Origin of the sequence: Azonexus sp. IMCC34839 (assembly GCF_047047955.1) — a bacterium.
In the GTDB taxonomy this organism is placed as follows: Bacteria; Pseudomonadota; Gammaproteobacteria; order Burkholderiales; family Rhodocyclaceae; genus Azonexus.
Window position 1 is genome coordinate 2,611,625 of record NZ_CP150631.1, and the last position, 19,437, is coordinate 2,631,061.

The window sequence follows — 19,437 nt, forward strand, 5'->3', positions numbered from 1 at the left end:
TTGATTTCGCCCTGTTCTAGGGATACTCTGTAATCCTGCTTAACTGCCATCAACGAGGTTGAAAATGTCTGAACAACTGACCACCGCCAACAAGGACAAACTGGTTTCCGACCTGAAGGTCGTCATCGCCGATACCGAAGAGTTGCTGCGTGCGACTGCCGGTGCCGCGGGCGACAAGGTAGGCGAGCTGCGCGAGCGCCTGGGTGTTCGTCTGCGCGATGCCAAAGAGCGCGTGCTCGACCTTGAAGCTGCCGTCGTCGACAAGACCAAGGCGGCAGCCCGTGCCACCGACGATTTCGTGCATGAGCAGCCGTGGAAGGCTGTCGGTGTTGCCGCAGCCTTGGGCCTGGCCCTCGGTGTCCTGATCGGCCGCCGCTAAACGCATGGTCGATCCGACTGGCAGCGAAGAAGCTCGCGAGGGCTTGTTCGCGGCGCTGAAAAATACGATCGCGACGCTGATCGCGATCGTGAAGACGCGGGCGGAACTTCTCGTTACCGAACTGGAAGAAGAGAAATTCCGCCTGATGTCGCTGTGGTCGAAAGCGATAGGTGCGGCTTTCTTCCTGGCCGTGGGCGTCATCATGGCAGTATTTTGCCTGGCGCTGGCCTTGTGGGAACACCGAATACTGGTTTTCGGGCTGTTCGCCACGCTCTTCGTCGGCATCGGATTCGCCTTGATCGGATCGCTGAAAAAGGATGCCGCCAAGGGAAGCCGCTTGTTTCATGCCAGTCTCTCCGAGCTGGAAGCAGACATGAACCAGTTGCGCCGTAGCGTGCACCGTCAGGAATGAACTCGAAACTCCTGCAACTGGCGGAGCGTCACGGTGCCTTGAAGGCCAAAATTGATGCTCAGCGGCGAGAATTGGCGAAACACACGCAACCCATAGAGGCAGCGTTTGCCCATGGCGATGCCGTGTTGCGCGGCGTCGATTGGTTGAAGCATCATCCGGCTGCGGTATTTGTTGCCGTGGCGGGTGCTGTGCTGGCTCGGCCGCGTCGTGTTTGGCGTTGGGCGCAGCGCGGATTCTTTTTGTGGCGCGGTTGGCTATCTTTGCGCAAATCGATTTTCGGGCGGGGTTGAGCAGATTGCAGGTCGATTCGCCCGAGTCTTTGCTGCCGGCGTGGTGGAGGCAGTTGCTGAATTCCCAGCGACGGGAAGTGCAACGCGTCCTGGCTGAATTGATGGCGGCGCGCGGCATGATGCCCCTGCTGATGAAGGCGCGCAACGGCGGACAATGGAGCGAAGCCGAGCGCGAAGAATTGCTCGGCCACCTACGCCGCATGGCGCATTTGTCGCCCTATCTGGTGGCCTTGATGATGCCCGGATCGATATTCCTGCTGCCGGCCTATGCCTGGTGGCTCGACCGGCGTCGCCAGCAGCGTTAAATTTCCCTTACTCGCTCGGCAGGCATTTGCCAGGGGGCGACCTTCATTAGAAGAAGCATGCCGGGGATGGCGAGTACTGCGCACAGCCAGAAGAAATTCAGCCAACCAAGCGATTCGACCAGCCATCCTGCCGAGGCGTTGATGAAGGTCCGTGGTACGGCGGCCAAACTGGTAAACAAGGCCATCTGGGTTGCCGTATAGGCAGGATGGGTGGTGCGGGCGATGAAGGCAACGAACGCGGCTGTACCCAGGCCCACGCCCAGCGCTTCCAAACCGATAACCAAGGCGAGGGCCAAACGCTGTTCGGCGCCGATTGCCTGAAACTGACCTTGGGCGGCCAGCCAGGCAAAACCGAAAATCGAGACGAGTTGGACGACGCCAAATAGCCAGAGGGCGCGATTGATCCCGAGGCGAACCATCCAGATGCCGCCGAGCAGGGCGCCGAATACGGCAGGCCACAGCCCGGCATGTTTGGCGATCAGTCCGATATCAGTCTTGGTAAAACCCATGTCGAGATAAAACGGCGTGGCCAAGGCCGTGCACAAGCTGTCGCCCAGCTTGTAGAGAAAAATGAAGGCGAGCACCATCAGCGCGCTTTGCCAACCTTTGCGTTCGATGAATTCGCGGAAAGGCTCGGTTACCGCTTCACGCAGCGTCTTCGGTTGACCGCCGATACCAGGCTCACTGACCCGCCAGGCCATAACCATCCCCGGCAACATGAAGGCGCTGGTAATCCAGAATACCTCGTCCCATGGGAGGCGATCAGCCAGAATCAGGGAGAGAGAGCCGGGAATAAGACCGGCGATGCGATAGGCATTGACGTGTACAGCGTTGCCCAGGCCAAGCTCGGCATCATCGAGTATCTCGCGCCGGAAGGCGTCCAGAGCGATATCTTGAGTCGCCGATAGAAATGCCAGCAAGGCCGCGAGCCAGAGAATGGGCCAGATATTCTGCTGTGGATTCAAACCGCCAAGGCTGCCGATGGTCAGCAGCAGGCCGATTTGGGTCAGGAGCATCCAGCCGCGGCGGCGTCCGAAACCCGGAATGGCGTAGCGGTCGAGCAGTGGCGACCACAGGAATTTCCAGGTGTAGGGGAACTGGATCAGGGCGAAAAAACCGATGGTCTTCAGGTCGACGCCCTCACTGCGCAACCAGGCAGGGAGCAGGTTGAGCAGTAGGTAAAGCGGCAAGCCGGAGGAAAAGCCGGTAAAGATGCAGATCAGCATCTTCCGGGTGAGCAGAGCTTTGAGCCAGCCCGGCATCAGCGTGGCTGCGTCAAACGGTACACTGCCAGACTGCCGAGGAAATTGAGTTCCTTGTCGTCCGCGCTATCGACCGGATTGCCATCTTCATCCAGTACGCGGCGTTCGCGGATAGTCAGCCCCATTTGCGTACATAGGGCTTCAAAGTCGAGCAGGGTGAAGAAGCGTACGTTCGGTGAGTCGTACCACTGATAGGGCAGATCTTCCGAAACCGGCATGCGGCCATCGAGGACCGAGCGCAGGTTTTTCCAGTAGGCGAAATTCGGGAAGGAGATGACAGCTTCGCGCCCGACGCGCAACATCTCGCGTAGGATGCCTTCGGTGTGGCGGACGGTCTGCAAGGTGCGAGACAGCACGACATGGTCGAAGGACTGGTCGGTGAATTCGTCGAGCCCATTCTCCAGGTTACCCTGAATGACGTTGATGCCGTTGCGCATGGCGGCCAACACGTTGGTGTCGTCAATTTCGACACCCCAGCCCTGTACACCGCGGGAGTCGATTAGGTGCTTCAACAAGGTGCCATCGCCGCAACCGAGATCGAGAACTCGGTGGCCCGGTTCGATCCAGGCGGTGATGACGTCGAAGTCGGGGCGGCCCAGAGTATGCGTCATAGCTTGATGTTGTTCAGGTAGGCACCGACGATCCCGTGGTAGTGCGGGTCATCCATCAGGAAGGAGTCGTGCCCGAAATTGAGGTTGATCTCAGCGTAGGAAACGTTGCGGCCGTTGGCCAGCAGAGCGCTGACGATTTCCTTCGAACGGGCGGGCGAGAAGCGCCAATCGGTGGTGAACGAGGCGATCAGGAAGCCGGTATTAGGCGCGGTGCGGCTCATCGTCCGGATCAGGTCGCCATCGTCCAGGCGCGCTGGGTCGAAGTAGTCCAGCGCCTTGGTCATCAGTAGGTAGGTATTGGCGTCGAAGTAACCGGCGAATTTGTCGCCCTGGTAGCGCAGGTAGGACTCCACCTCGAATTCGACATCGAAATCGAAGGAAAACGACCCGTTGCGCAGTTCCCTGCCGAATTTCTCGCCCATCTGGTCGTCAGACAGGTAGGTAATGTGGCCCAGCATGCGGGCAAGGCGCAGGCCACGTGTCGGACGGGTGTCGTGCTCGTAATAGTGTCCGCCGTGGAAATCCGGGTCGGTCAGGATGGCTTGGCGGGCGACATCGTTGAAAGCGATGTTCTGCGCCGACAATTTTGGGGCCGAAGCGATGATGAGGGCGTGGCGTACTCGCTCAGGGAAACTGATGCTCCAGCGTAGGGCCTGCATGCCGCCGAGGCTGCCGCCGATGACGGCTGCCCATTGGTCGATGCCCAGTAGATCGGCCAAACGGGCCTGGGCTTCGACCCAATCACTGACGGCAACGATGGGGAAGTCGGCGCCCCAGGGCTTCCCAGTGGCCGGATTTAGTGAGGAGGGGCCGGTCGAACCATGGCAACCGCCCAGATTGTTAAGCCCGACGATGAAGAATTTGTCGGTATCGAGAGGGCGGCCAGGGCCGACGATGTTGTCCCACCAGCCGATGTTGTTCGGCGCATCGGCGTAGTGACCGGCAACGTGATGGTGGCCGGATAACGCGTGGCAGACGAGGATGGCATTCGACTTGGCTGCATTCAGCGTGCCGTAAGTCTCGTAGACCAGATCGTAGGCCGGCAATATGCCGCCGCTACGCAATTGTAGCGGCTGGTTGAAGTGGGCGCGCTGAGAATGGACGGCGCCGACGGATTGTCCTGGCATGCGTTTCCTGAAAACAAAAAACCCAGTTGGCCGAAACGCGAACTGGGTGGTTCCCGTTTTAGCAGTATTTATTTGCGCGCCCGCAATCAGAGCTCAAATCGGCGCGGCCCCTCGTGGCAGGAGCATCGCTGACGATACCGAGCGCACGACGAAAAGTCAATGCGGATTCTTCCGGTCGACTAGTCATCAAACGACAGCTAAAGGTTTGTTACACTGCAAAAAAATCCAAATTGTGAAAATCCGGGGGCAATTCATGTTCGAGCAAAGACGGCATCAGCGTATCCGCTTCGCCGTGCCGCCGTGCGTCAAGATTGGCTATAGCGGGTCGCTGGGTGAAGGTTATATCGAGAATATCTCGCTATCCGGCTTGATGGTGCGATCGGATATGGCTCTTGAAGTGGGCAGAACGATGGGTTGCGAGTTCAAAGTTTTCGATTCACCTTTGATCGATGTGCCGGCAAGCGTGGTGAGCCGGGTTGGTGACCTGTACGGGGCTCGCTTTCAGACAGGGCCGATCGCTCAGATTCTGATCGACGATGCGATCAATGCAGCATTGGCCAGCGGCAAAGCATCGATTCTTTCGATGCACGAAACCGGCGGGAAAAAAGTGATGCGTATTGCTGGGGGCTTGGGAGGTTGTTTGCGTAATGACTTCATGCATGCCTTGACCCGTGTTGGTGTCGACCAAATCGATGCCAGTGCTGTGACTCAGATCGATCAAGCAGGCTTGGCTCTTTGCATGGTCGCAGTTACGCGACATGGGGTGGATATCGGGGAACAGTCGGAAGTGTTTTCTGGTGCGTGGAAACTTGCATTGGCGATGCCAGGCTAGATCGATGCGGCTTAGGGAAGTGTGATGGACTCAGTAAGATTTCTGAAATTGGCAATGGCCCTGCCGGTTGCCTGCCTGTTTGCTTCTGTGCCGGTGTATGCTGGCGAAGAGGATATCTACTTCAGCGACTTGCCGATGGTTGCCTCAGTCAGTCGCCTACCCCAGCGTCTGGCTGATGCGCCGACCGCGGTAACGGTGCTGGATCGGGCGGCAATCCGTGCCTCCGGGGCTCGGGACTTGAATGATGTTTTTCGCTTGGTCCCCGGTTTTCAGACCTATCCAAACAACACCGATGCTGCGCGTGTCACCTATCACGGCTTGAGCGACGAGGATTTTTCTCCGCGGGTGCAGGTGCTGGTGGATGGTCGTTCGCTGCATTCGCCCTTGTTCCGCAACGGAATGAATTGGGCCTTGGTCCCGGTGGCGCTTGAGGATATTGAGCGCATCGAAGTGGTTAGGGGGACAAATTCCGCATCTTATGGCACCAATGCTTTCCTTGGAGTCATCAATATCATTACCGTCGATCCTTCTGTAGTCCGTGGATTCTCGGTGAGCGCCAATCATGGTAACCAGGGCGTACGGGATTACACTTTGCGGCAAGGGGGAAAACTGGGGGAGGCCGGGAATTTTCGTTTTACCTATCAACAGCGCGACGATGATGGATTGAAGGATCAGTTTGACTGGAAGGATAAGTTCACCTCAAGATTGTTTGATCTTAGAGCTGATTTTTCCCTGTCTGAGCGCGATGTTCTTGAATTCAGCGCCGGGCATGTCGAGGCAGTCACGATGCGCGGCCGTCTGGCAAAAAGCCAAAATGTTTTGATAGGTGGAAATAACCCAGGTTGGCCGATTCATGATTTTTCCCAATCGAGTACCTACCTGCAGGCTGGCTTGCGTCACACTTTGAGCGTTAATTCTGATATCTATGTCCGTTACGCTTACGTCTCCGATTGGGCATCTGATCGTTACCTAAATCAGTCTGCCAACCCAGCATACAACTATGATGAGGCTGGTGATCAAGGTGTCCGACATGAATTCGAAATACAGCACAATTTCGTTCCGCTCGACAAGATGCGCTTGGCCTGGGGTGGCAGTTGGCGGAATGATGCAGTGCGCTCCGATACGGTGTTTCGGGGGATGAGTTGGGTAAGTCGGGATGTTTTTCGCCTGTTTGGCAATCTGGAAATCAAGCCAATTAATTGGTTTACCGGCAACCTCGGTTTATCGACTGAGCAGGACTCGCTGGCTGGAGCTCATACTTCGCCTCGCGTGAGCGCCAATTTTCACATTACGCCGGAAAATACCCTGCGTATCGGTTATTCGAGGGCCTATCGCACGGGTAGCACTGTTGATTACCGGGCCAATTGGTGGGAGGGCTCAAGTCTGAATTTTCGTGGAAATCGGGATTTGCAGGCGGAGCAGATGGATACCTGGGAATTGGGTTACCTCGGCGATTGGCGTGGCTGGCGGATGAGTCTGGATACCCGGCTGTTCCGGGAGAAAATACCGAACCGCATGATTCAGGTGCAGAATCAGGTCGAGTACATGGTCGAGGTCCAAAAGATCCAAATTAATGGCTTGGAGTATCAATGGAAATGGCAGCCTTTCGATACGACTCGTATCCAGGTAAGCCAAAGCTTCATTCGCATCGATTCCGAGTTTCTTGACTCGGCCCTGGCGGGACCGTTGTCCGGTCTTTCCGCCGTGCCTCGGACTAACCTTGATCAACTCGGTGAGCGTTCTGCTCCACGCTATTCCAATTCCATCCTGCTGATGCAATCGTTGCCGTTCGGTTTTGAGTTCTCGATTGCAGGCTACTGGTTGGACAAGATGAAGTGGACGCGTAATTCGTGGCAGGATAGATACTCTCGGGGAGATGTGCGCTTGGCTTATCCCTTCCGATGGGGGCCGAGGGGCGGGGAGTTGTCTTACACAGTGCAGTCGTTCGAGGGCAATCACGGTGAGTTCAAGTCTTATGGCCAACCGGCTGATCGCGTAGTTGGACGTCGTCACTGGCTTGGTTTGCGCCTCGACTTCTGAACCGAGGGATTAGCCGGCGCGAATTACCGCGCCTTCCAGCCAAGCATCAAAAGGCTCGATCGGGGCAGCTGCTTTCCCTTGTGCAAAGTCGATACCCAAGCTTCTAAGCTGAATGATTTCGGCCGGATCGTCGATGCTTTCGGCGATGGTGTAGATGTTCTGGTCGGCCGTTATTTCCTGAACTGCGCGAAGCAGGGCAGTGGAAGCACGATTGCCACCGATGTCACGTGTCAAGCTGCGGCTGAGCTTGACGTAATCGGGGGCGAGCGACCTGAGGTGGCTGAACGATGATAAGCCGCCGCCAAAATCGTCCAGCCCGATCTGGCAGCCCAGAGCGCGAATTTGTCGGGTGAATTCCAACGCTTGGCTGGTATGGTGTGTGGTCGCATCTTCGTTGAACAGGATGCAGAGCCCATTGCCGGAAATCTCATGCAGGGCCAGCGTACGGGCGATGTGTTCGACCAGTTCGCGCTTGCCAAGGGATACCCTGGAAATGGGAACGAGGCAGCTCAGAGACTTTTTATCGTGACGCGTGCGCGCCAAGGCAGAAATGGCCAGTTCGATGAAGTGTTGGTCGATCGAGGTCGATAGGTCGTAGCGTTCAGCGGCATCCATCAGTGCGGACAAGGCGATCGAGGGCTGCCCCGGTTCGTGCAGGCGTGCGGTCAGTTCGACCACGTGCTCGCCGCTGCCGATGTGCTGCAGCGAATTGAGGGGCATGGCTTCGACCAGCAGCCGTCCTTCGATCAGACCATTGGCAATTCGGCTTGCCCAGTTGCCCTTATCCTGTCGTCGGTCGGTGGTGGCTGTGGCTTCCTGTTCGAGCACCTGATTTCTCCCGCTCTCTTTGGCTTGCTGGCAGGCGTTGTCAGCGGCAGCCAAGAGTTCCTGAATATTGGAAGCGCGGCGAGTGATGGGTGTGAGTCCGATGCTTGCTCCGATGGCGAACACCTTGTCTTGCCAAATGAAGCGGTAGGCGGAGGTCAAGGCGCAGATGTCCTCTGCGACCTGGCGTGCTCGGGGGGCGGTGCAGTCTGCCAGAAGGATGCCGAACTCGTCACCTCCTAGTCGCGCGACGGTATCGTCGTCGCGCAACCGCCCCTGAAAGAGCAGCGCTATCTGACGCAGCAGCTCATCGCCAGCCAAGTGACCACAGGTATCGTTGACCGGCTTGAAGCGGTCGAGGTCGATGAACAATAGGCAACAATCGTTGCCGCCAGCCTGGACGCTACTGAGTGCTTTTTCCAGTCGATGCTCGAATTCGCGACGGTTGAGCAGGCCGGTCAGGGCATCGTGTCTCGCCTGGTAAGCGAGTTGAGCGGTGGCTTCTTCGATGCGGCTTTGCATCGATTGGTGCACTTCCTCGATTCGGCTGGCCATTTGGTTGAAGCCTTGCTCGAGAACGCCGATTTCACCGCTGCTGGTAGCGGGTACGCGCGTATCCAAACGGCCGGTGGACATTTCGCCGATTGCCCGAACCAGGCGCATGACCGGACTGGCCAGCGTATCGGCCATGGCGACAGCCAACCCGGCCAGCAGGGCAAGTCCCACGAACACGATGATCAGGCCACGCTGCAGCAAATCGCGTTGCTTGGCGTAGAGATCGGCCTTGTCGAATTCGACGAAGACATGACCGATGATTTCCGGTTTGTTGGCTGGGGTAGGTCCGGAGTCGAACAGGCTGTCGACCTCGTTCATCGAGCGGATGACCGGAGCACCGAAGGCAATCCAGCGCTCGGTTTCACCGACAATGCCGGGATTCTGTGGCCCATGGCGCAGGATTTCGGCACCTAGGGCGACGTGTCCGCTGACGGCGATTGCGCGGCCCTTCTGGTTGACGATGATGGCTGCCTTGACGCCGGACTCCTGGACCGAGGCCTGGGCCAGGCTATGCAAACCCTCGACTTGACCGGCGATGATGCCGTACTCGCTGATTGGCGCCAGATAGCGGACGGTAGCCATGCCTTTTGCCCGCAACTCGCCCTCCAGCGTCCGCATGCCGCTGATCGTGAAATACGCGACCAGGGCGACGGCGATCAGCGTGCTGGGCAGCAGGGTCAGCAGCAAAAGGCGGTGACGTAGGGTCAAGCGGTTCATCGGGACTCCCGCGCAGCGAGCATGGCTTGCCGGATAGTAGCTTCATCCGGCACGTTCAAGCCCAAAGCCTGGGCGACGTTGTAGTTGATTGCGATGGCAAACTGGCTTGGCCCGCCAGCTTGTGGCAGATTTATACCATTGGCGGTAACGGAGTCGGCGGTCTGCCGGGCGATCTGGGCGGGTGTCGAGTATAGGGCAGCCAATGCACCGGCGGTGACGAAGGCTTGCGAGAATGCGACGACCGGTTTTTGCACGCGATAGGTCGTGACCAGTATCGGTTTGATGTTGTCACGACGATAGATCGTACTGTCCGGTAGCGCGAGCAGAACGCTGCTGCGCTGCAGGAGACTGTTCAGAGCCGGCAGCAGGGATTGGTCCGTGTCGCTGTCCTCGACATCCAGGCTGAGTCCGAGGTTGGCGAAAACCTGCCGATAGTTTTGGGCGAGTTGCGCGGATTCGTGGCTGACCAATATGCCGATACGTTTTTGTCCGGGCAACAGGTTGCGCAGGAATAGTGCCTGGCGCGACGCCGGCTGATCGAGCCAGATCGCGGAGATGCGCCCCTGGCCTTTGCCTCCCGTTTCGGCGATCAGCTTTTCGTAGCTCTGGCGAGGAATCAGTGTGGCGAGAATCGGTGTTCCGCCGTAGGTTTGCATGGCTTGCCGAAGAGCGGCGACGCCAGCCGTGACGACCAGGTCCGCCTTGGGAATCGGTTGCACGATGGTGTCGGCGCGCAAGGTGGCGCTAATCTGCCATGCTGTGCCGGCCAGGGCATTGCTCAGGGTCGATGAGAATTCGCCATAAGGGCCGCCGTTTTCGCTGACAATGAGCGCGATGGTGCCGGCCTTCGCACAGAAAGGGGAGAGGGCCAGCAGGACAGCGAAAATACGGCAAAAATACCGAAGCATCGCCGGAATATAGCTGTATGGCTATGCCAATGCAATTAGGGATAACCGATATTCAGAATGAATGAATCAGGTCTTTGATTTCTGACGAAATTTCTCCTACGGGCCTGGCGAAGGCGAACTTGCGCAGGAAGCGCCCGTCGGGTCCGAGCAGGATCATGCCGGCCGAGTGGTCAACCGCGTATTGGTCGGTTGGTTTGCCTGGTTCGAGAACCTTGGCATAACGCATCCTGAAATTGTCGGCCGCTCGTCGTACCAGTGCGGGGGAGCCTCTCAGGCCGAGGATGCGTGGCTCGAAGAAGTTGGTATAAGTCTTCAAAACTTGGCCCGTATCGCGTTCCGGATCAACCGAGATGAAGATTGCCTGCAGCTTGCCGGCATCCTCCTCGAGTTGTTTCAGGATTTCGGCCATTTCGACCAGGGTCGTCGGGCAGATGTCGGGACAATAGGTGTAACCGAAGGCGATCAACTGGAAGCGACCGCGAAAATCTTCGTTGGTGATGGCGCGGCCGTAGGGGTCCTGCAACAGGTAACGCGGGACTATACCGGTGGTTTCTTCCGGCTGGGAAGAGTGCTGTGCCTGCGCGGCCAGTGCGGCGCAATACAGGCAGAGGGTCAGGAAAAAGCGGATCACCGGGCCGGGAAAGCCTTGCTCAATGCGCTTTCGGCAGCGCCGAGCTGGGCTGAAAGTTCGTTGGCGCTCGGGCAGACGCCTTTGCCTTGGGCGAGGAAAGCGGCATTGGTGGCGTTTTCGAAGGCTTCGCCGTAGGCACGGGTTTTCGGTGCGCCGGTTTGCACGGCATTGCGGGCGCGGCTGCTCAGGGCGGGTTGCTGGCAGGCCAGGGCGATGCCGTTAATCTTGCCGATGGCTTCGACCGCCTGTGTCGCTTCGTCGGCGGCGAAAGACGGGATGCTGAAGGTGACCAGCAGGGTGAGGGCGGACAATAGGAGCTTCATGGGGGATTCCTCCGTTTTTGCCGGATTGTAGGGAGCTTGCCGGCCACGGGCCTTCTCACAGATCAAAAATTTCCAGCAGTGCCGGCAGGCCTTCGCTGATGGCCACCGGGCCTGGGGTGAGGATCACGGCCGATTTGATTTCGTGCATTTTTCCGTTGTGCACCGCAGGAATGGTCTCCCAGCCGGGGCGGGCGGCGACACGCTCCGGACGGAAGTGCTTGCCGCACCAGGAACCGATGATGATGTCAGGCGCCGCTGCGATGACTTCTTCCGGCGTCGGGCGGCGGTCCTTGGCCAGCGGCGAGCGGGCGCGCTCGGCAAAAACGTCTTCGCCGCCGGCGATCTCGATCAACTCCGAAGCCCAGCGGATGCCGCTGATCAGCGGCTCGTCCCATTCCTCGAAATAGACGCGCGGCCGCTTGCCGGTGCGGGCGAAGCGATCGGCGGCGATGGCCTGGGTGCGTTCTATCTGCACCTCCAGTTCGCTGACCAGCGCCAGCGCCCTGGCTTCTGCCCCGACCAGACGGCCGACCGTTTCGACCATGCCGAGAATGTCCTCGACGCTGCGGGTGTTGAAGGCGTAGACCGGCACGCCGGCCTTGATCAGATCGCGCGAAATCTCGCTTTGCAGGTCGGAAAAGGTCAGCACCAGATCGGGCTGGACGGCGAGGATCTTCTCGATGTCGCCGCTGGTGAAGGCAAAGACCTTGGGTTTTTCCTTGCGCGCTTCGGGCGGGCGCACGGTGTAGCCGGAAATGCCGACGATGCGGTCCTGCTCGCCGAGGGCGTAGAGGACCTCGACGGTTTCAGTGGTCAGGCAGACGATGCGTTGGGGCAGGCGGGACATGGGCTTACTTGCTCGGACGATGGGCACGGGCGGTGTCGAGGTGGGCGCAGAGTTTTTCGGCGCCGTCGAGGATGCGCGGCGTGTGGCGTTGCATGATGTCCGGGTTGATGTGGAAGAGGTTGTTGCGTTTGACCGCTGTCATCTTGGTCCACTTGTCCCAGTCGCTCAGCCATTCCGGCTTGGCGTCGCCCATGCCGGTGGCAACGATGGCTTCCGGGTCGGCTTCGAGCACCGCCTCGACGCTGACCGTCGGGGCCATCTTGCCCAGATGGCCGAAAACGTTGTCGCCGCCGCACAGCTTGATGGCGTCGCTGATGATCTGTGGGCCGCCGACGGTCATCAGCGGCGTCTTCCAGATCTGGTAGAAGGTGCGCACCTTCGGCTTGCCGGCATTGGCCTTGCGCAGGGCCTCCAGGCGCTGGCGGAAGCGCTCCGCTGCCGGCTTGGCGACGGCCTCGGTACCGGCCAGCTGGCCCAGGCGTTCGAGTTGATCGGCAACGTTTTCCATCGTATTCGGCTGAAAGACATAAACCGTCAGGCCGAGCGCCTTCAGCTTGTTCACCTGCGTCATGTTGTTGCCGCTCTCCCAGGCCAGCACCAGATCAGGCTTGAGGGCGGCAACGGATTCGAGGTCGACGCGCGAATAGCCGCCGACGCGCGGCACCTTCTTCGCCTCGGGCGGGTAGTCGCTGTAATCGACCGTGCCGACCAACTGGGCGCCGGCCCCGGCCGCGTAGAGGCTCTCGGCGATGTGTGGCGCCAGGGCAATGATGCGCTTGGCCGGCGCTTTCAGGCGAACTTCCTGGCCGGTGTCATCTTTCAGGGCAATGTCGGCGCGGGCCGGGCCGGAAAAGACGACTGCTGCGGTGCACAGGGCAAAAAGGGCAAAAAACGGGCGGGTCATTCGGCGGGTTTCCATTCGGCGAGGGCGCTGCGAAGGCGGTGCCATTCCGCATCGTTGCCGGGCAGGCCGATGCGCAACAGCGGCTGTTGCTCGAAGCGTCGGGTCAGAATGGCGTGGCGCGCCAGGTGTTCGTGCAGTTCGCTGGCGTGCGGGGTGGTCAGCGTGGCGAACAGCGGGGTCGATTTGACCTCGCCAAAGGGGGCGAGCATCCCGTGCAGGCGCTCGCCGCTGGCAATCAGCCAAGGACGAGTGGCCTCATGCCAGGCGCGATCAAGCAAGGCGCGGCGAGCGACTTCACGGGCGGGGCCGGAGATGGTCCACGGCCCCATGGCCTCGGCCATGCGCTGGCGCAAATCGTGTGGCGCGAACAGGAAGCCGACGCGCGTGCCGGCCAGGCCGAAGAACTTGCCGAGCGAACGCAGCACGATCAGGTTGGGCGCCGCTTCGGTCGCCGCCAATGGCGTCACGCATTGCTCCGGCGTGGCATCGCCGAATGCCTCGTCGACGATCAGCCAGCCGCCGCGTTTGTGCAACTGCGCCGCAGCGTCGAGGATGGCCTCGCGCGGATGACGGTCGGCCGTCGGGTTGTTCGGGTTGCACAGCAGCACGTAGGGTGTGGCCGCCGCCAGGGCGCGCGGCAGCGGCGCATTCTGCAGGAAGCGCACCTTGTGTCCGGCACGCTGCCAGGCTTGCGGGTGCTCGCTGTAGATCGGCGAGACGATGGCCACCGCGGCGCGCGGCAGCATGGCCGGCAGCCACTGGATGGCCGCCTGCGAGCCGGCCACCGGCAGCAGGTTGGGATTGCCGTAGTAATCGGCCGCCGCCGCGTCCAGCCCGTCGTTGTCTTCCGGCAGGCGCTGCCAGACCTCCTGCGGCAGCAGCGGCACTGGCCAGCCAAGCGGATTGATGCCGGTCGACAGGTCGAGCCAGTCGCCGAGCGGAATGTCGTAGTGCGCTGCGGCCTCGCGCAGTCGCCCGCCGTGATCAAGCATTGAAGGCTCCAATAACGAACAAGACCGCCAGCCACAGCCAAAGGCTCCGGCGGATCAGCCGAATGGCCCGCGCCAGGTCGGCGGCCACCGGGGCCGGACCGTTACCGAGCGGCGGGCGAATTTCTTCCTGCCCATGATAAATCGCTGCGCCGCCCAGTTGCACGCCCAGGCTGCCGGCGCCTGCCGCCATCACCGGGCCGGCGTTCGGGCTTTCCCAGCCGGGGGCCTGGGTTTTCCAGCAGGCCAGCGCGTTTCGGGTACGGCCGAGCAGGGCGTAGGTCAAAGCGGTCAAACGGGCTGGCAGCCAGTTCAGCGCGTCGTCGCAACGGGCAGCGAAGCGGCCGTACAGGTTGTAGCGCTCGGTGCGGTAACCCCACATGGCGTCCAGTGTGTTGGCCAGACGGAAGAGCAGGGCACCGGGGCCGCCGAGAATGGAGAACCAGAACAGCGCGCCGAAAATGGCGTCGTTGCCGTTTTCCAGTACCGATTCCATTCCGGCCTTGGCGACGCCCGATTCGTCGAGCTGCGTTGTGTCGCGCGATACCATCCAGCTGACGCGGTGGCGGGCTTCGTCAAGATTGCCCTCAGCCAGTGGCCGGGCCACCGCATCGGCATGTTCGCCCAGGCTCTGTGCGCCGAGGGCGAAATAGAGCAGGGCGACATCGACGGCAAACGGAGCCAAGGGGCGCAACAGGGCAGCCAGCGCTACCCAGGGCAACACGGCCAGCGACCAGCCGAGCAGGCCGCTGACGATGCTGTGCCGGTTCAGCCGTTTTTCCAGTGTACCGGCCAGATTGCCGAAGCCGACCAGGGGATGAAGACGCTTCGGCTCGCCGAGCAGGCGGTCGAGCAGCACCGCTGCCAGCGCCGCCAGCGGCATGGCCAGCGGGCCGTGCAGGAGCGCCGAAACGTCGTCGAAACTCATGCCGGGAAGATGCCTTGCTGCTGGATGGCCTGCTGCATCTCGGCGAGCGTCTGACTCAGCGGATCGGCCTGTTCGGCATCATGCTCGCCCCATTGCTCGAAATACATCAGGTCGTTGATCGGCAGGCGTGGCAGCCAGCCAGCCGCTTCCAGCTCGGGCTTATCCTTGAAGTGGCTGACGTAGCCGATGCACAGGTAGGCGATGGGCACGATGTGCTCGGGAATGCCCAGCGCGTCCTGCAGCGCCTTTTCGTGGAAGATGCTGACCCAGCCGACACCCAGCCCCTCGGCCCGCGCCGCCAGCCACAGGTTCTGCACGGCGCACACGCTGCTGTACAGGTCCATGGTCGGAATGTGGGTGCGGCCGATCACCACCGGGCCGCTGCGCGAACGGTCGCAGGTGATGCACAGGTTGATCGGCGCTTCGAGGATGCCCTGTAACTTCAGCTTCGAGTAGATCTCGCGCTTCTCGTCCGGGAACATGTGCGCCGCCTCGTCGTTGGCGCTGTGGAACACGTCATGGACGCGCTGCTTGACCTCAGCCGAGCGCACCATCAGGAAATTCCACGGCTGCATGAAGCCGACCGAGGGTGCATGGTGGGCCGCCATCAACACGCGGGCGAGCACCTCGTCGGGCACCGCATCGGGCAAGAACTGACCGCGCACATCGCGGCGACTGAAAATGGCTTGATAGACCGCAGCCCGTTCGGCTTCGGTAAAGGCATGCGCCAATGGCGCCTTCGGGTTTTCCATGGATTCCCCTTCTGGAAAAACGGGGCTGCCTGGCCGTGCAGCCGAATTTCGTCTCCCGGCCGGTCTTCTGACTTGGGTTCGTCCGGCATGCACGCCTTCCCGCTTGGCAGCAGTGGCATTCGTGCAGCCGTCCCCCTTACAGCGTTGGGCACGTGGCGGAGTTGCACCGCCTTCCCGATTCTCCTGGCTGGTGCTTGCACAACCCGTCCCTGACTTTGTCGACTTCGCCTTGCCGTGCTGGTCAGCACTGCCTGCGGCTCGTCTTCGTGTCAGGAACGACTTGTGCAAGCGCCAACGTTCGTAGGCACCGGGAGACACCTGCTCTGAAAAAGAGCGGAGGCGATGGTGCCATAATTATGGCCTTTTTAACACCGGGGCTGCCCATGCACCGCAATTCCCTGATGGTCCAAGGAACCACTTCCGACGCCGGCAAATCGACGCTGGTTGCTGCGCTGTGCCGCATTCTGAAGCGGCGCGGGGTGCGGGTGGCGCCGTTCAAGCCGCAGAACATGGCGCTGAATTCAGCGGTGACGGTGGATGGCGGCGAGATCGGGCGGGCGCAGGCGCTGCAGGCCTTGGCTTGCGGGCTGGAGCCGCATACCGATTTCAACCCGGTGCTGTTGAAGCCGACGACGGACAAGAAGGCGCAGGTGATCATTCACGGCAAGGTGGCGACCGACCTCGACGCCAAGGCTTATCACGCCTACAAGCCGCGGGCGATGGGGGCGGTGCTCGAATCGTGGCAGCGGCTGACCGCCGGCTACGAATGCGTGCTGGTCGAGGGCGCGGGGTCGCCGGCTGAGATCAACCTGCGCGACCGCGACATTGCCAACATGGGCTTCGCCGAAGCGGTAGATTGCCCGGTGATCATCGTCGCCGATATCGACCGCGGCGGGGTGTTTGCCCATCTGGTCGGTACGCTGGAGTTGTTGTCGCCGTCCGAGCAAAATCGGGTCGTCGGTTTCGTCATCAACCGCTTTCGCGGCGACATCGCGCTGCTCGAATCGGGGCTGGATTGGCTGGAAGAGCGCACCGGCAAGCCGGTGTTGGGCGTGTTGCCCTATCTGCACGGCTTGATGCTCGATGCCGAGGATGCGATTGCCACTGCTGCGGTGCACGGCAAGAAAACGGCAAAAATCAAAGCCATTGCGCCGGCCTATCCGCGCACCTCGAATCACAACGACCTCGATCCGCTACGCCTGCATCCGGAAGTCGATTTCCGCTGGATCGGCCCAGGCGAGGCTCTGCCGCCGGCCGATCTGATCGTGCTGCCCGGCTCCAAGGCGGTGCGCGCCGACCTCGAATGGTTGCGTGGCCAGGGCTGGGACAAGGCGATTGCCAAGCACCTGCGTTACGGCGGCAAGGTGATCGGCCTGTGTGGCGGTTACCAGATGCTCGGGCAGGCGATTCACGATCCGCAAGGTTTGGAAGGCCAGCCCGGCTCGACCGCTGGCCTCGGCTTTCTTGAGGTGGAAACGACGCTGGAAAGCGAAAAACAGTTGCGCAATGTGAGCGGTCACTTGGCGCTGGGTGGCCAGCCAGCGATGACAGGCTATGAAATCCACCTCGGCATCACGCGCGGCGATGGTTTGACGCGTAGCGCCGTGCAACTCGATGATGGTCGCCCGGATGGTGCGATTTCGGCCGACGACCAGGTGCTTGGCACCTACTGCCACGGTGTCTTCGACCACCCGGAAGCACTGGCCGCGCTGTTGCGCTGGGCGGGGGCAGCGGAGACCGAGCATGTCGATTTCGCCGCCCGCCGCGAAGCCGATCTCGACCGCCTGGCCGATTCGGTCGAAGCAGCCATCGACTGGGAAAAATTGCGCCCCTACCTGCCTGGCTAATCGTGGTGGATGCGCTGTAGCGCCACCTGCTTCTGCAACTCGCGAAAATCGACTTCGCGGCCGTAGAGCGCATAGAACTTGCGGATACTGCCGAAGACCTTCTTGGCTTCTTCGCCGGCCATCAGGGTCTTGGCCTGCTGGTCGGCCAGCGGGTTGTCGCTCAGGCTCAGTGCGGCCTGGATGATGTCGAGGCGGGCATGGACCGACAGTTCGGCGCTGAGCAAGGCCGGCCGCAGGCCAGTAAAACGGGGTTTGCCCTTGCCCGGCGAACAGATGGCGAGCAGGGCGGCGAAGCTTGCCTGCTCGTCCAGCGCCAGGTTCTGGATTTCCGATTCGCGCATGCCGACCAGCACCTTCTCGCCTGATATCTTGTCGCCGGCCACCACATGGCTGCGGACCAGGGCCAGGCGATCTTCCAGCGAGACGGCGCCGGGCATGGTGTCGTTGGCGACCACGTCGGCCATTGCCGCCCGCGCCGTGTCGCTGTCGCCGTTCAGCGTGGCGGCCTCTGCGAGCAGGCGTTTGCGCTGATAGTTGCGCGGTGTTTTCTTGCTGACTTCGTCGAGGACGCGCTGTGCCTCTTCCGTTTCGCCTTGATCGATGCAGATGCTGGCTTTGATGTCGGCGGCGTCGAAGAAATTGGGTGTGGCGCCGACGGCGCGCTCGATTTCCTCGCGCGCTTCGTCGAGCCGGTTCTGCTTGTGCAGCGCCCGCGCCACACCAGCGCGCGCCCACGGAAATTCGTAGTTGTCCAGAATGTTGCGGTAGGCGCCCTCCGCCGCTTCGTGGTCGCCCTTGGCAAGCAGGACTTCGGCCTCCTGGCGGAGGATCTCGAAGCGATAGGGGCGGCCCGCCTCGCTCTGTTTCTGCTGTTCAAGGATGGCCAGTGCTTGGGCATATTCCTGGGCGCGTTTTTCGCGGTAGTACTCGGCAAAGAATTCCTTCTTGGCCATGATGCGATTGAGGCGGAAGAGCAGTTTGTCCGGCGAGAAAGGCTTGATGATGTAGTCGTCGGGCACCAGTTCGACCGCCGAAACGACCTGCTCGTAGGATTGCTCGCCGGTGACCATCATGAAAATGGATTCGTCCGGCAGCAAGTTGAAGCGGCGCAGTTCTTCCAGCAATTGCTGGCCGGAACGCCCTTCACCCAGGATGTAGTCGCACAGGATCACGTCCGGGGCATTGTTGCGGATGCGATAGATGGCGTCCTGATAATTCGAGGCAAACTCGACGGCAAAAGCCCCGGCGGTTTGTGCGATGGTGCGCAGGGCCTCGCGCGCCATCGGCAGATCGTCGACGACGAGGAAGCGCTTGTCGGCGAACGGATTGTTGTTCATGGCAGGTGCAACATGAAATGGGCGCCGCCGAGCGGGCCGTCGTTGCTCAGGCTGAGGCTGCCGTGCCGATTCCGCCGGACATGCAGTTCGGCCAGCCGGGCAGCCAGTTGCAGGCCGACGCCGGTGGTGGGGGGTAGGGGATTGAAGCCAGGGCCATCGTCGTCGACGCTGAGTTGCAGGGTGTCGTCATCGACGCGGGCGGCCAGGCGGATGCGCTGTTTGGCGAAGCGGGCCGCATTCTGCACGGCGTTGTTCAGCATGTCGGCGACGAGGTCGCGATCGAGCGCCCATTCATCGACCACCGGGCAGTCAATTTCAAGTGAGATGCCGAGCTTGCCGAGGTGCGCTTTTTGTTCGAGCGCGATTTCGTCGATCAAGTCACCGACCACGGTCGGCACAATGGCCAGCCCAGTCCCTTCGCGCAGCAAGCGGTAGGCCGCCAGTGTCCGGTTCAGCCGGGCGGAGGCTGCCTCAATGGCGTAGCGAGCCTCGCCGAGGTCGATGCCATGTGCCGACTCGGCAGCGCTGAGCAGCGATTCGGCGAGGAACAGCTGATTCTTGGTGTCATGCACCCCGGAAGCCAGGATGTCGAGCAGTGTCTGCATGGGCGTGGCTG

Annotated in this window: 21 protein-coding genes and 1 riboswitch; of the genes, 7 read left to right on the plus strand and 14 right to left on the minus strand. The window is 60.9% G+C overall.

Annotated elements, in window-relative coordinates; genetic code table 11:
• Positions 1-64: 64 nt before the first annotated feature.
• The 4 genes from WIF35_RS12670 to WIF35_RS12685 all read left to right on the plus strand — a co-directional run bounded on the left by WIF35_RS12670 (position 65) and on the right by WIF35_RS12685 (position 1,386).
• Entirely contained in the window at positions 65-379 is a 315-nt protein-coding gene (locus tag WIF35_RS12670; RefSeq protein ID WP_412478577.1) for a DUF883 family protein, read from the plus strand.
• A 4-nt stretch (positions 380-383) separates the two neighbouring features.
• Positions 384-791 (plus strand): phage holin family protein, encoded by a 408-nt coding sequence (locus WIF35_RS12675; protein WP_412478578.1) that lies wholly within the window; start codon positions 384-386, stop codon positions 789-791.
• Positions 788-1,081: a YqjK-like family protein gene (locus WIF35_RS12680; protein WP_412478579.1), complete on the plus strand. Its 294-nt coding sequence runs from the start codon at positions 788-790 to the stop codon at positions 1,079-1,081. The genes WIF35_RS12675 and WIF35_RS12680 overlap by 4 nt, the downstream gene beginning before the upstream one ends.
• 77 nt (positions 1,082-1,158) lie before the next feature.
• Positions 1,159-1,386 (plus strand): hypothetical protein, encoded by a 228-nt coding sequence (locus WIF35_RS12685; protein ID WP_412478580.1) that lies wholly within the window; start codon positions 1,159-1,161, stop codon positions 1,384-1,386.
• Here WIF35_RS12685 and WIF35_RS12690 read toward each other — a convergent pair.
• The 3 genes from WIF35_RS12690 to metX are packed head-to-tail and all read right to left on the minus strand — an operon-like array spanning position 1,383 to position 4,386.
• A complete protein-coding gene (locus WIF35_RS12690) occupies positions 1,383-2,648 on the minus strand; it encodes an AmpG family muropeptide MFS transporter (RefSeq protein ID WP_412478581.1) in 1,266 nt (421 codons plus the stop codon). The two genes, WIF35_RS12685 and WIF35_RS12690, sit on opposite strands and share 4 nt — an antisense overlap.
• Positions 2,648-3,259 carry a methionine biosynthesis protein MetW gene (metW, locus tag WIF35_RS12695; RefSeq protein WP_412478582.1) on the minus strand — a complete coding sequence of 204 codons (612 nt, stop codon included), beginning with the start codon at positions 3,257-3,259 and terminating at the stop codon, positions 2,648-2,650. Before metW ends, WIF35_RS12690 begins: the two co-directional genes overlap by 1 nt.
• Entirely contained in the window at positions 3,256-4,386 is a 1,131-nt protein-coding gene (gene metX, locus WIF35_RS12700; RefSeq protein ID WP_412478583.1) for a homoserine O-succinyltransferase MetX, read from the minus strand. The genes metW and metX overlap by 4 nt, the downstream gene beginning before the upstream one ends.
• On the opposite strand from metX, the gene WIF35_RS12705 reads away from it, so the two are divergent.
• A complete protein-coding gene (locus WIF35_RS12705; RefSeq protein ID WP_412478584.1) occupies positions 4,385-5,218 on the plus strand; it encodes a PilZ domain-containing protein in 834 nt (277 codons plus the stop codon). The two genes, metX and WIF35_RS12705, sit on opposite strands and share 2 nt — an antisense overlap.
• 54 nt (positions 5,219-5,272) lie before the next feature.
• On the plus strand, positions 5,273-7,258 hold the full coding sequence (locus WIF35_RS12710) for a TonB-dependent receptor plug domain-containing protein (RefSeq protein WP_412478585.1): 1,986 nt from the start codon (positions 5,273-5,275) through the stop codon (positions 7,256-7,258).
• A 9-nt stretch (positions 7,259-7,267) separates the two neighbouring features.
• Here the strand turns inward: WIF35_RS12710 and WIF35_RS12715 are convergent, their stop codons facing one another.
• From WIF35_RS12715 to bluB, 9 genes are read right to left on the minus strand one after another with little or no spacing between them, the layout of a single operon-like run.
• On the minus strand, positions 7,268-9,355 hold the full coding sequence (locus WIF35_RS12715; RefSeq protein WP_412478586.1) for a diguanylate cyclase domain-containing protein: 2,088 nt from the start codon (positions 9,353-9,355) through the stop codon (positions 7,268-7,270).
• On the minus strand, positions 9,352-10,263 hold the full coding sequence (locus WIF35_RS12720; protein WP_412478587.1) for an ABC transporter substrate-binding protein: 912 nt from the start codon (positions 10,261-10,263) through the stop codon (positions 9,352-9,354). The genes WIF35_RS12715 and WIF35_RS12720 overlap by 4 nt, the downstream gene beginning before the upstream one ends.
• 52 nt (positions 10,264-10,315) lie before the next feature.
• Positions 10,316-10,894 (minus strand): SCO family protein, encoded by a 579-nt coding sequence (locus WIF35_RS12725; RefSeq protein WP_412478588.1) that lies wholly within the window; start codon positions 10,892-10,894, stop codon positions 10,316-10,318.
• A complete protein-coding gene (locus WIF35_RS12730) occupies positions 10,891-11,217 on the minus strand; it encodes a hypothetical protein (protein ID WP_412478589.1) in 327 nt (108 codons plus the stop codon). Before WIF35_RS12730 ends, WIF35_RS12725 begins: the two co-directional genes overlap by 4 nt.
• A gap of 55 nt (positions 11,218-11,272) precedes the next feature.
• Complete coding sequence (locus WIF35_RS12735; RefSeq protein ID WP_412478590.1) at positions 11,273-12,064, minus strand: cobalamin-binding protein; 792 nt, start codon at positions 12,062-12,064, stop codon at positions 11,273-11,275.
• Positions 12,065-12,068: 4 nt separating this feature from the next.
• Positions 12,069-12,968, minus strand: a complete 900-nt coding sequence (locus tag WIF35_RS12740) for a cobalamin-binding protein (RefSeq protein WP_412478591.1) — start codon at positions 12,966-12,968, stop codon at positions 12,069-12,071.
• Positions 12,965-13,960 (minus strand): threonine-phosphate decarboxylase CobD, encoded by a 996-nt coding sequence (gene cobD, locus WIF35_RS12745; RefSeq protein WP_412478592.1) that lies wholly within the window; start codon positions 13,958-13,960, stop codon positions 12,965-12,967. Before cobD ends, WIF35_RS12740 begins: the two co-directional genes overlap by 4 nt.
• Entirely contained in the window at positions 13,953-14,885 is a 933-nt protein-coding gene (gene cbiB, locus WIF35_RS12750) for an adenosylcobinamide-phosphate synthase CbiB (protein ID WP_412478593.1), read from the minus strand. Before cbiB ends, cobD begins: the two co-directional genes overlap by 8 nt.
• Positions 14,882-15,637 (minus strand): 5,6-dimethylbenzimidazole synthase, encoded by a 756-nt coding sequence (bluB, locus tag WIF35_RS12755; RefSeq protein WP_412478594.1) that lies wholly within the window; start codon positions 15,635-15,637, stop codon positions 14,882-14,884. Before bluB ends, cbiB begins: the two co-directional genes overlap by 4 nt.
• A gap of 39 nt (positions 15,638-15,676) precedes the next feature.
• Positions 15,677-15,859, minus strand: a riboswitch (cobalamin riboswitch).
• A gap of 161 nt (positions 15,860-16,020) precedes the next feature.
• On the opposite strand from bluB, the gene WIF35_RS12760 reads away from it, so the two are divergent.
• Entirely contained in the window at positions 16,021-17,484 is a 1,464-nt protein-coding gene (locus WIF35_RS12760) for a cobyric acid synthase (protein ID WP_412478595.1), read from the plus strand.
• Here the strand turns inward: WIF35_RS12760 and WIF35_RS12765 are convergent.
• Both WIF35_RS12765 and WIF35_RS12770 read right to left on the minus strand, forming a co-directional pair.
• On the minus strand, positions 17,481-18,821 hold the full coding sequence (locus tag WIF35_RS12765) for a response regulator (RefSeq protein WP_412478596.1): 1,341 nt from the start codon (positions 18,819-18,821) through the stop codon (positions 17,481-17,483). The two genes, WIF35_RS12760 and WIF35_RS12765, sit on opposite strands and share 4 nt — an antisense overlap.
• Entirely contained in the window at positions 18,818-19,426 is a 609-nt protein-coding gene (locus tag WIF35_RS12770) for a sensor histidine kinase (protein WP_412478597.1), read from the minus strand. The genes WIF35_RS12765 and WIF35_RS12770 overlap by 4 nt, the downstream gene beginning before the upstream one ends.
• Between the last annotated feature and the right edge of the window lie 11 nt (positions 19,427-19,437).

Bases quoted from the DNA above. Each gene is read 5' to 3' on its own strand.
- WIF35_RS12670 (WP_412478577.1), top strand. From the start codon at position 65: ATGTCTGAACAACTGACCACCGCCAACAAGGACAAACTGGTTTCCGAC.
- WIF35_RS12675 (WP_412478578.1), top strand. From the start codon at position 384: ATGGTCGATCCGACTGGCAGCGAAGAAGCTCGCGAGGGCTTGTTCGCG.
- WIF35_RS12680 (WP_412478579.1), top strand. From the start codon at position 788: ATGAACTCGAAACTCCTGCAACTGGCGGAGCGTCACGGTGCCTTGAAG.
- WIF35_RS12690 (WP_412478581.1), bottom strand. From the start codon at position 2,648: ATGCCGGGCTGGCTCAAAGCTCTGCTCACCCGGAAGATGCTGATCTGC.
- metW (WP_412478582.1), bottom strand. From the start codon at position 3,259: ATGACGCATACTCTGGGCCGCCCCGACTTCGACGTCATCACCGCCTGG.
- WIF35_RS12705 (WP_412478584.1), top strand. From the start codon at position 4,385: ATGCGTTTCCTGAAAACAAAAAACCCAGTTGGCCGAAACGCGAACTGG.
- metX (WP_412478583.1), bottom strand. From the start codon at position 4,386: ATGCCAGGACAATCCGTCGGCGCCGTCCATTCTCAGCGCGCCCACTTC.
- WIF35_RS12710 (WP_412478585.1), top strand. From the start codon at position 5,273: ATGGCCCTGCCGGTTGCCTGCCTGTTTGCTTCTGTGCCGGTGTATGCT.
- WIF35_RS12715 (WP_412478586.1), bottom strand. From the start codon at position 9,355: ATGAACCGCTTGACCCTACGTCACCGCCTTTTGCTGCTGACCCTGCTG.
- WIF35_RS12720 (WP_412478587.1), bottom strand. From the start codon at position 10,263: ATGCTTCGGTATTTTTGCCGTATTTTCGCTGTCCTGCTGGCCCTCTCC.
- WIF35_RS12730 (WP_412478589.1), bottom strand. From the start codon at position 11,217: ATGAAGCTCCTATTGTCCGCCCTCACCCTGCTGGTCACCTTCAGCATC.
- WIF35_RS12735 (WP_412478590.1), bottom strand. From the start codon at position 12,064: ATGTCCCGCCTGCCCCAACGCATCGTCTGCCTGACCACTGAAACCGTC.
- WIF35_RS12740 (WP_412478591.1), bottom strand. From the start codon at position 12,968: ATGACCCGCCCGTTTTTTGCCCTTTTTGCCCTGTGCACCGCAGCAGTC.
- cobD (WP_412478592.1), bottom strand. From the start codon at position 13,960: ATGCTTGATCACGGCGGGCGACTGCGCGAGGCCGCAGCGCACTACGAC.
- cbiB (WP_412478593.1), bottom strand. From the start codon at position 14,885: ATGAGTTTCGACGACGTTTCGGCGCTCCTGCACGGCCCGCTGGCCATG.
- bluB (WP_412478594.1), bottom strand. From the start codon at position 15,637: ATGGAAAACCCGAAGGCGCCATTGGCGCATGCCTTTACCGAAGCCGAA.
- WIF35_RS12760 (WP_412478595.1), top strand. From the start codon at position 16,021: ATGCACCGCAATTCCCTGATGGTCCAAGGAACCACTTCCGACGCCGGC.
- WIF35_RS12765 (WP_412478596.1), bottom strand. From the start codon at position 18,821: ATGAACAACAATCCGTTCGCCGACAAGCGCTTCCTCGTCGTCGACGAT.
- WIF35_RS12770 (WP_412478597.1), bottom strand. From the start codon at position 19,426: ATGCAGACACTGCTCGACATCCTGGCTTCCGGGGTGCATGACACCAAG.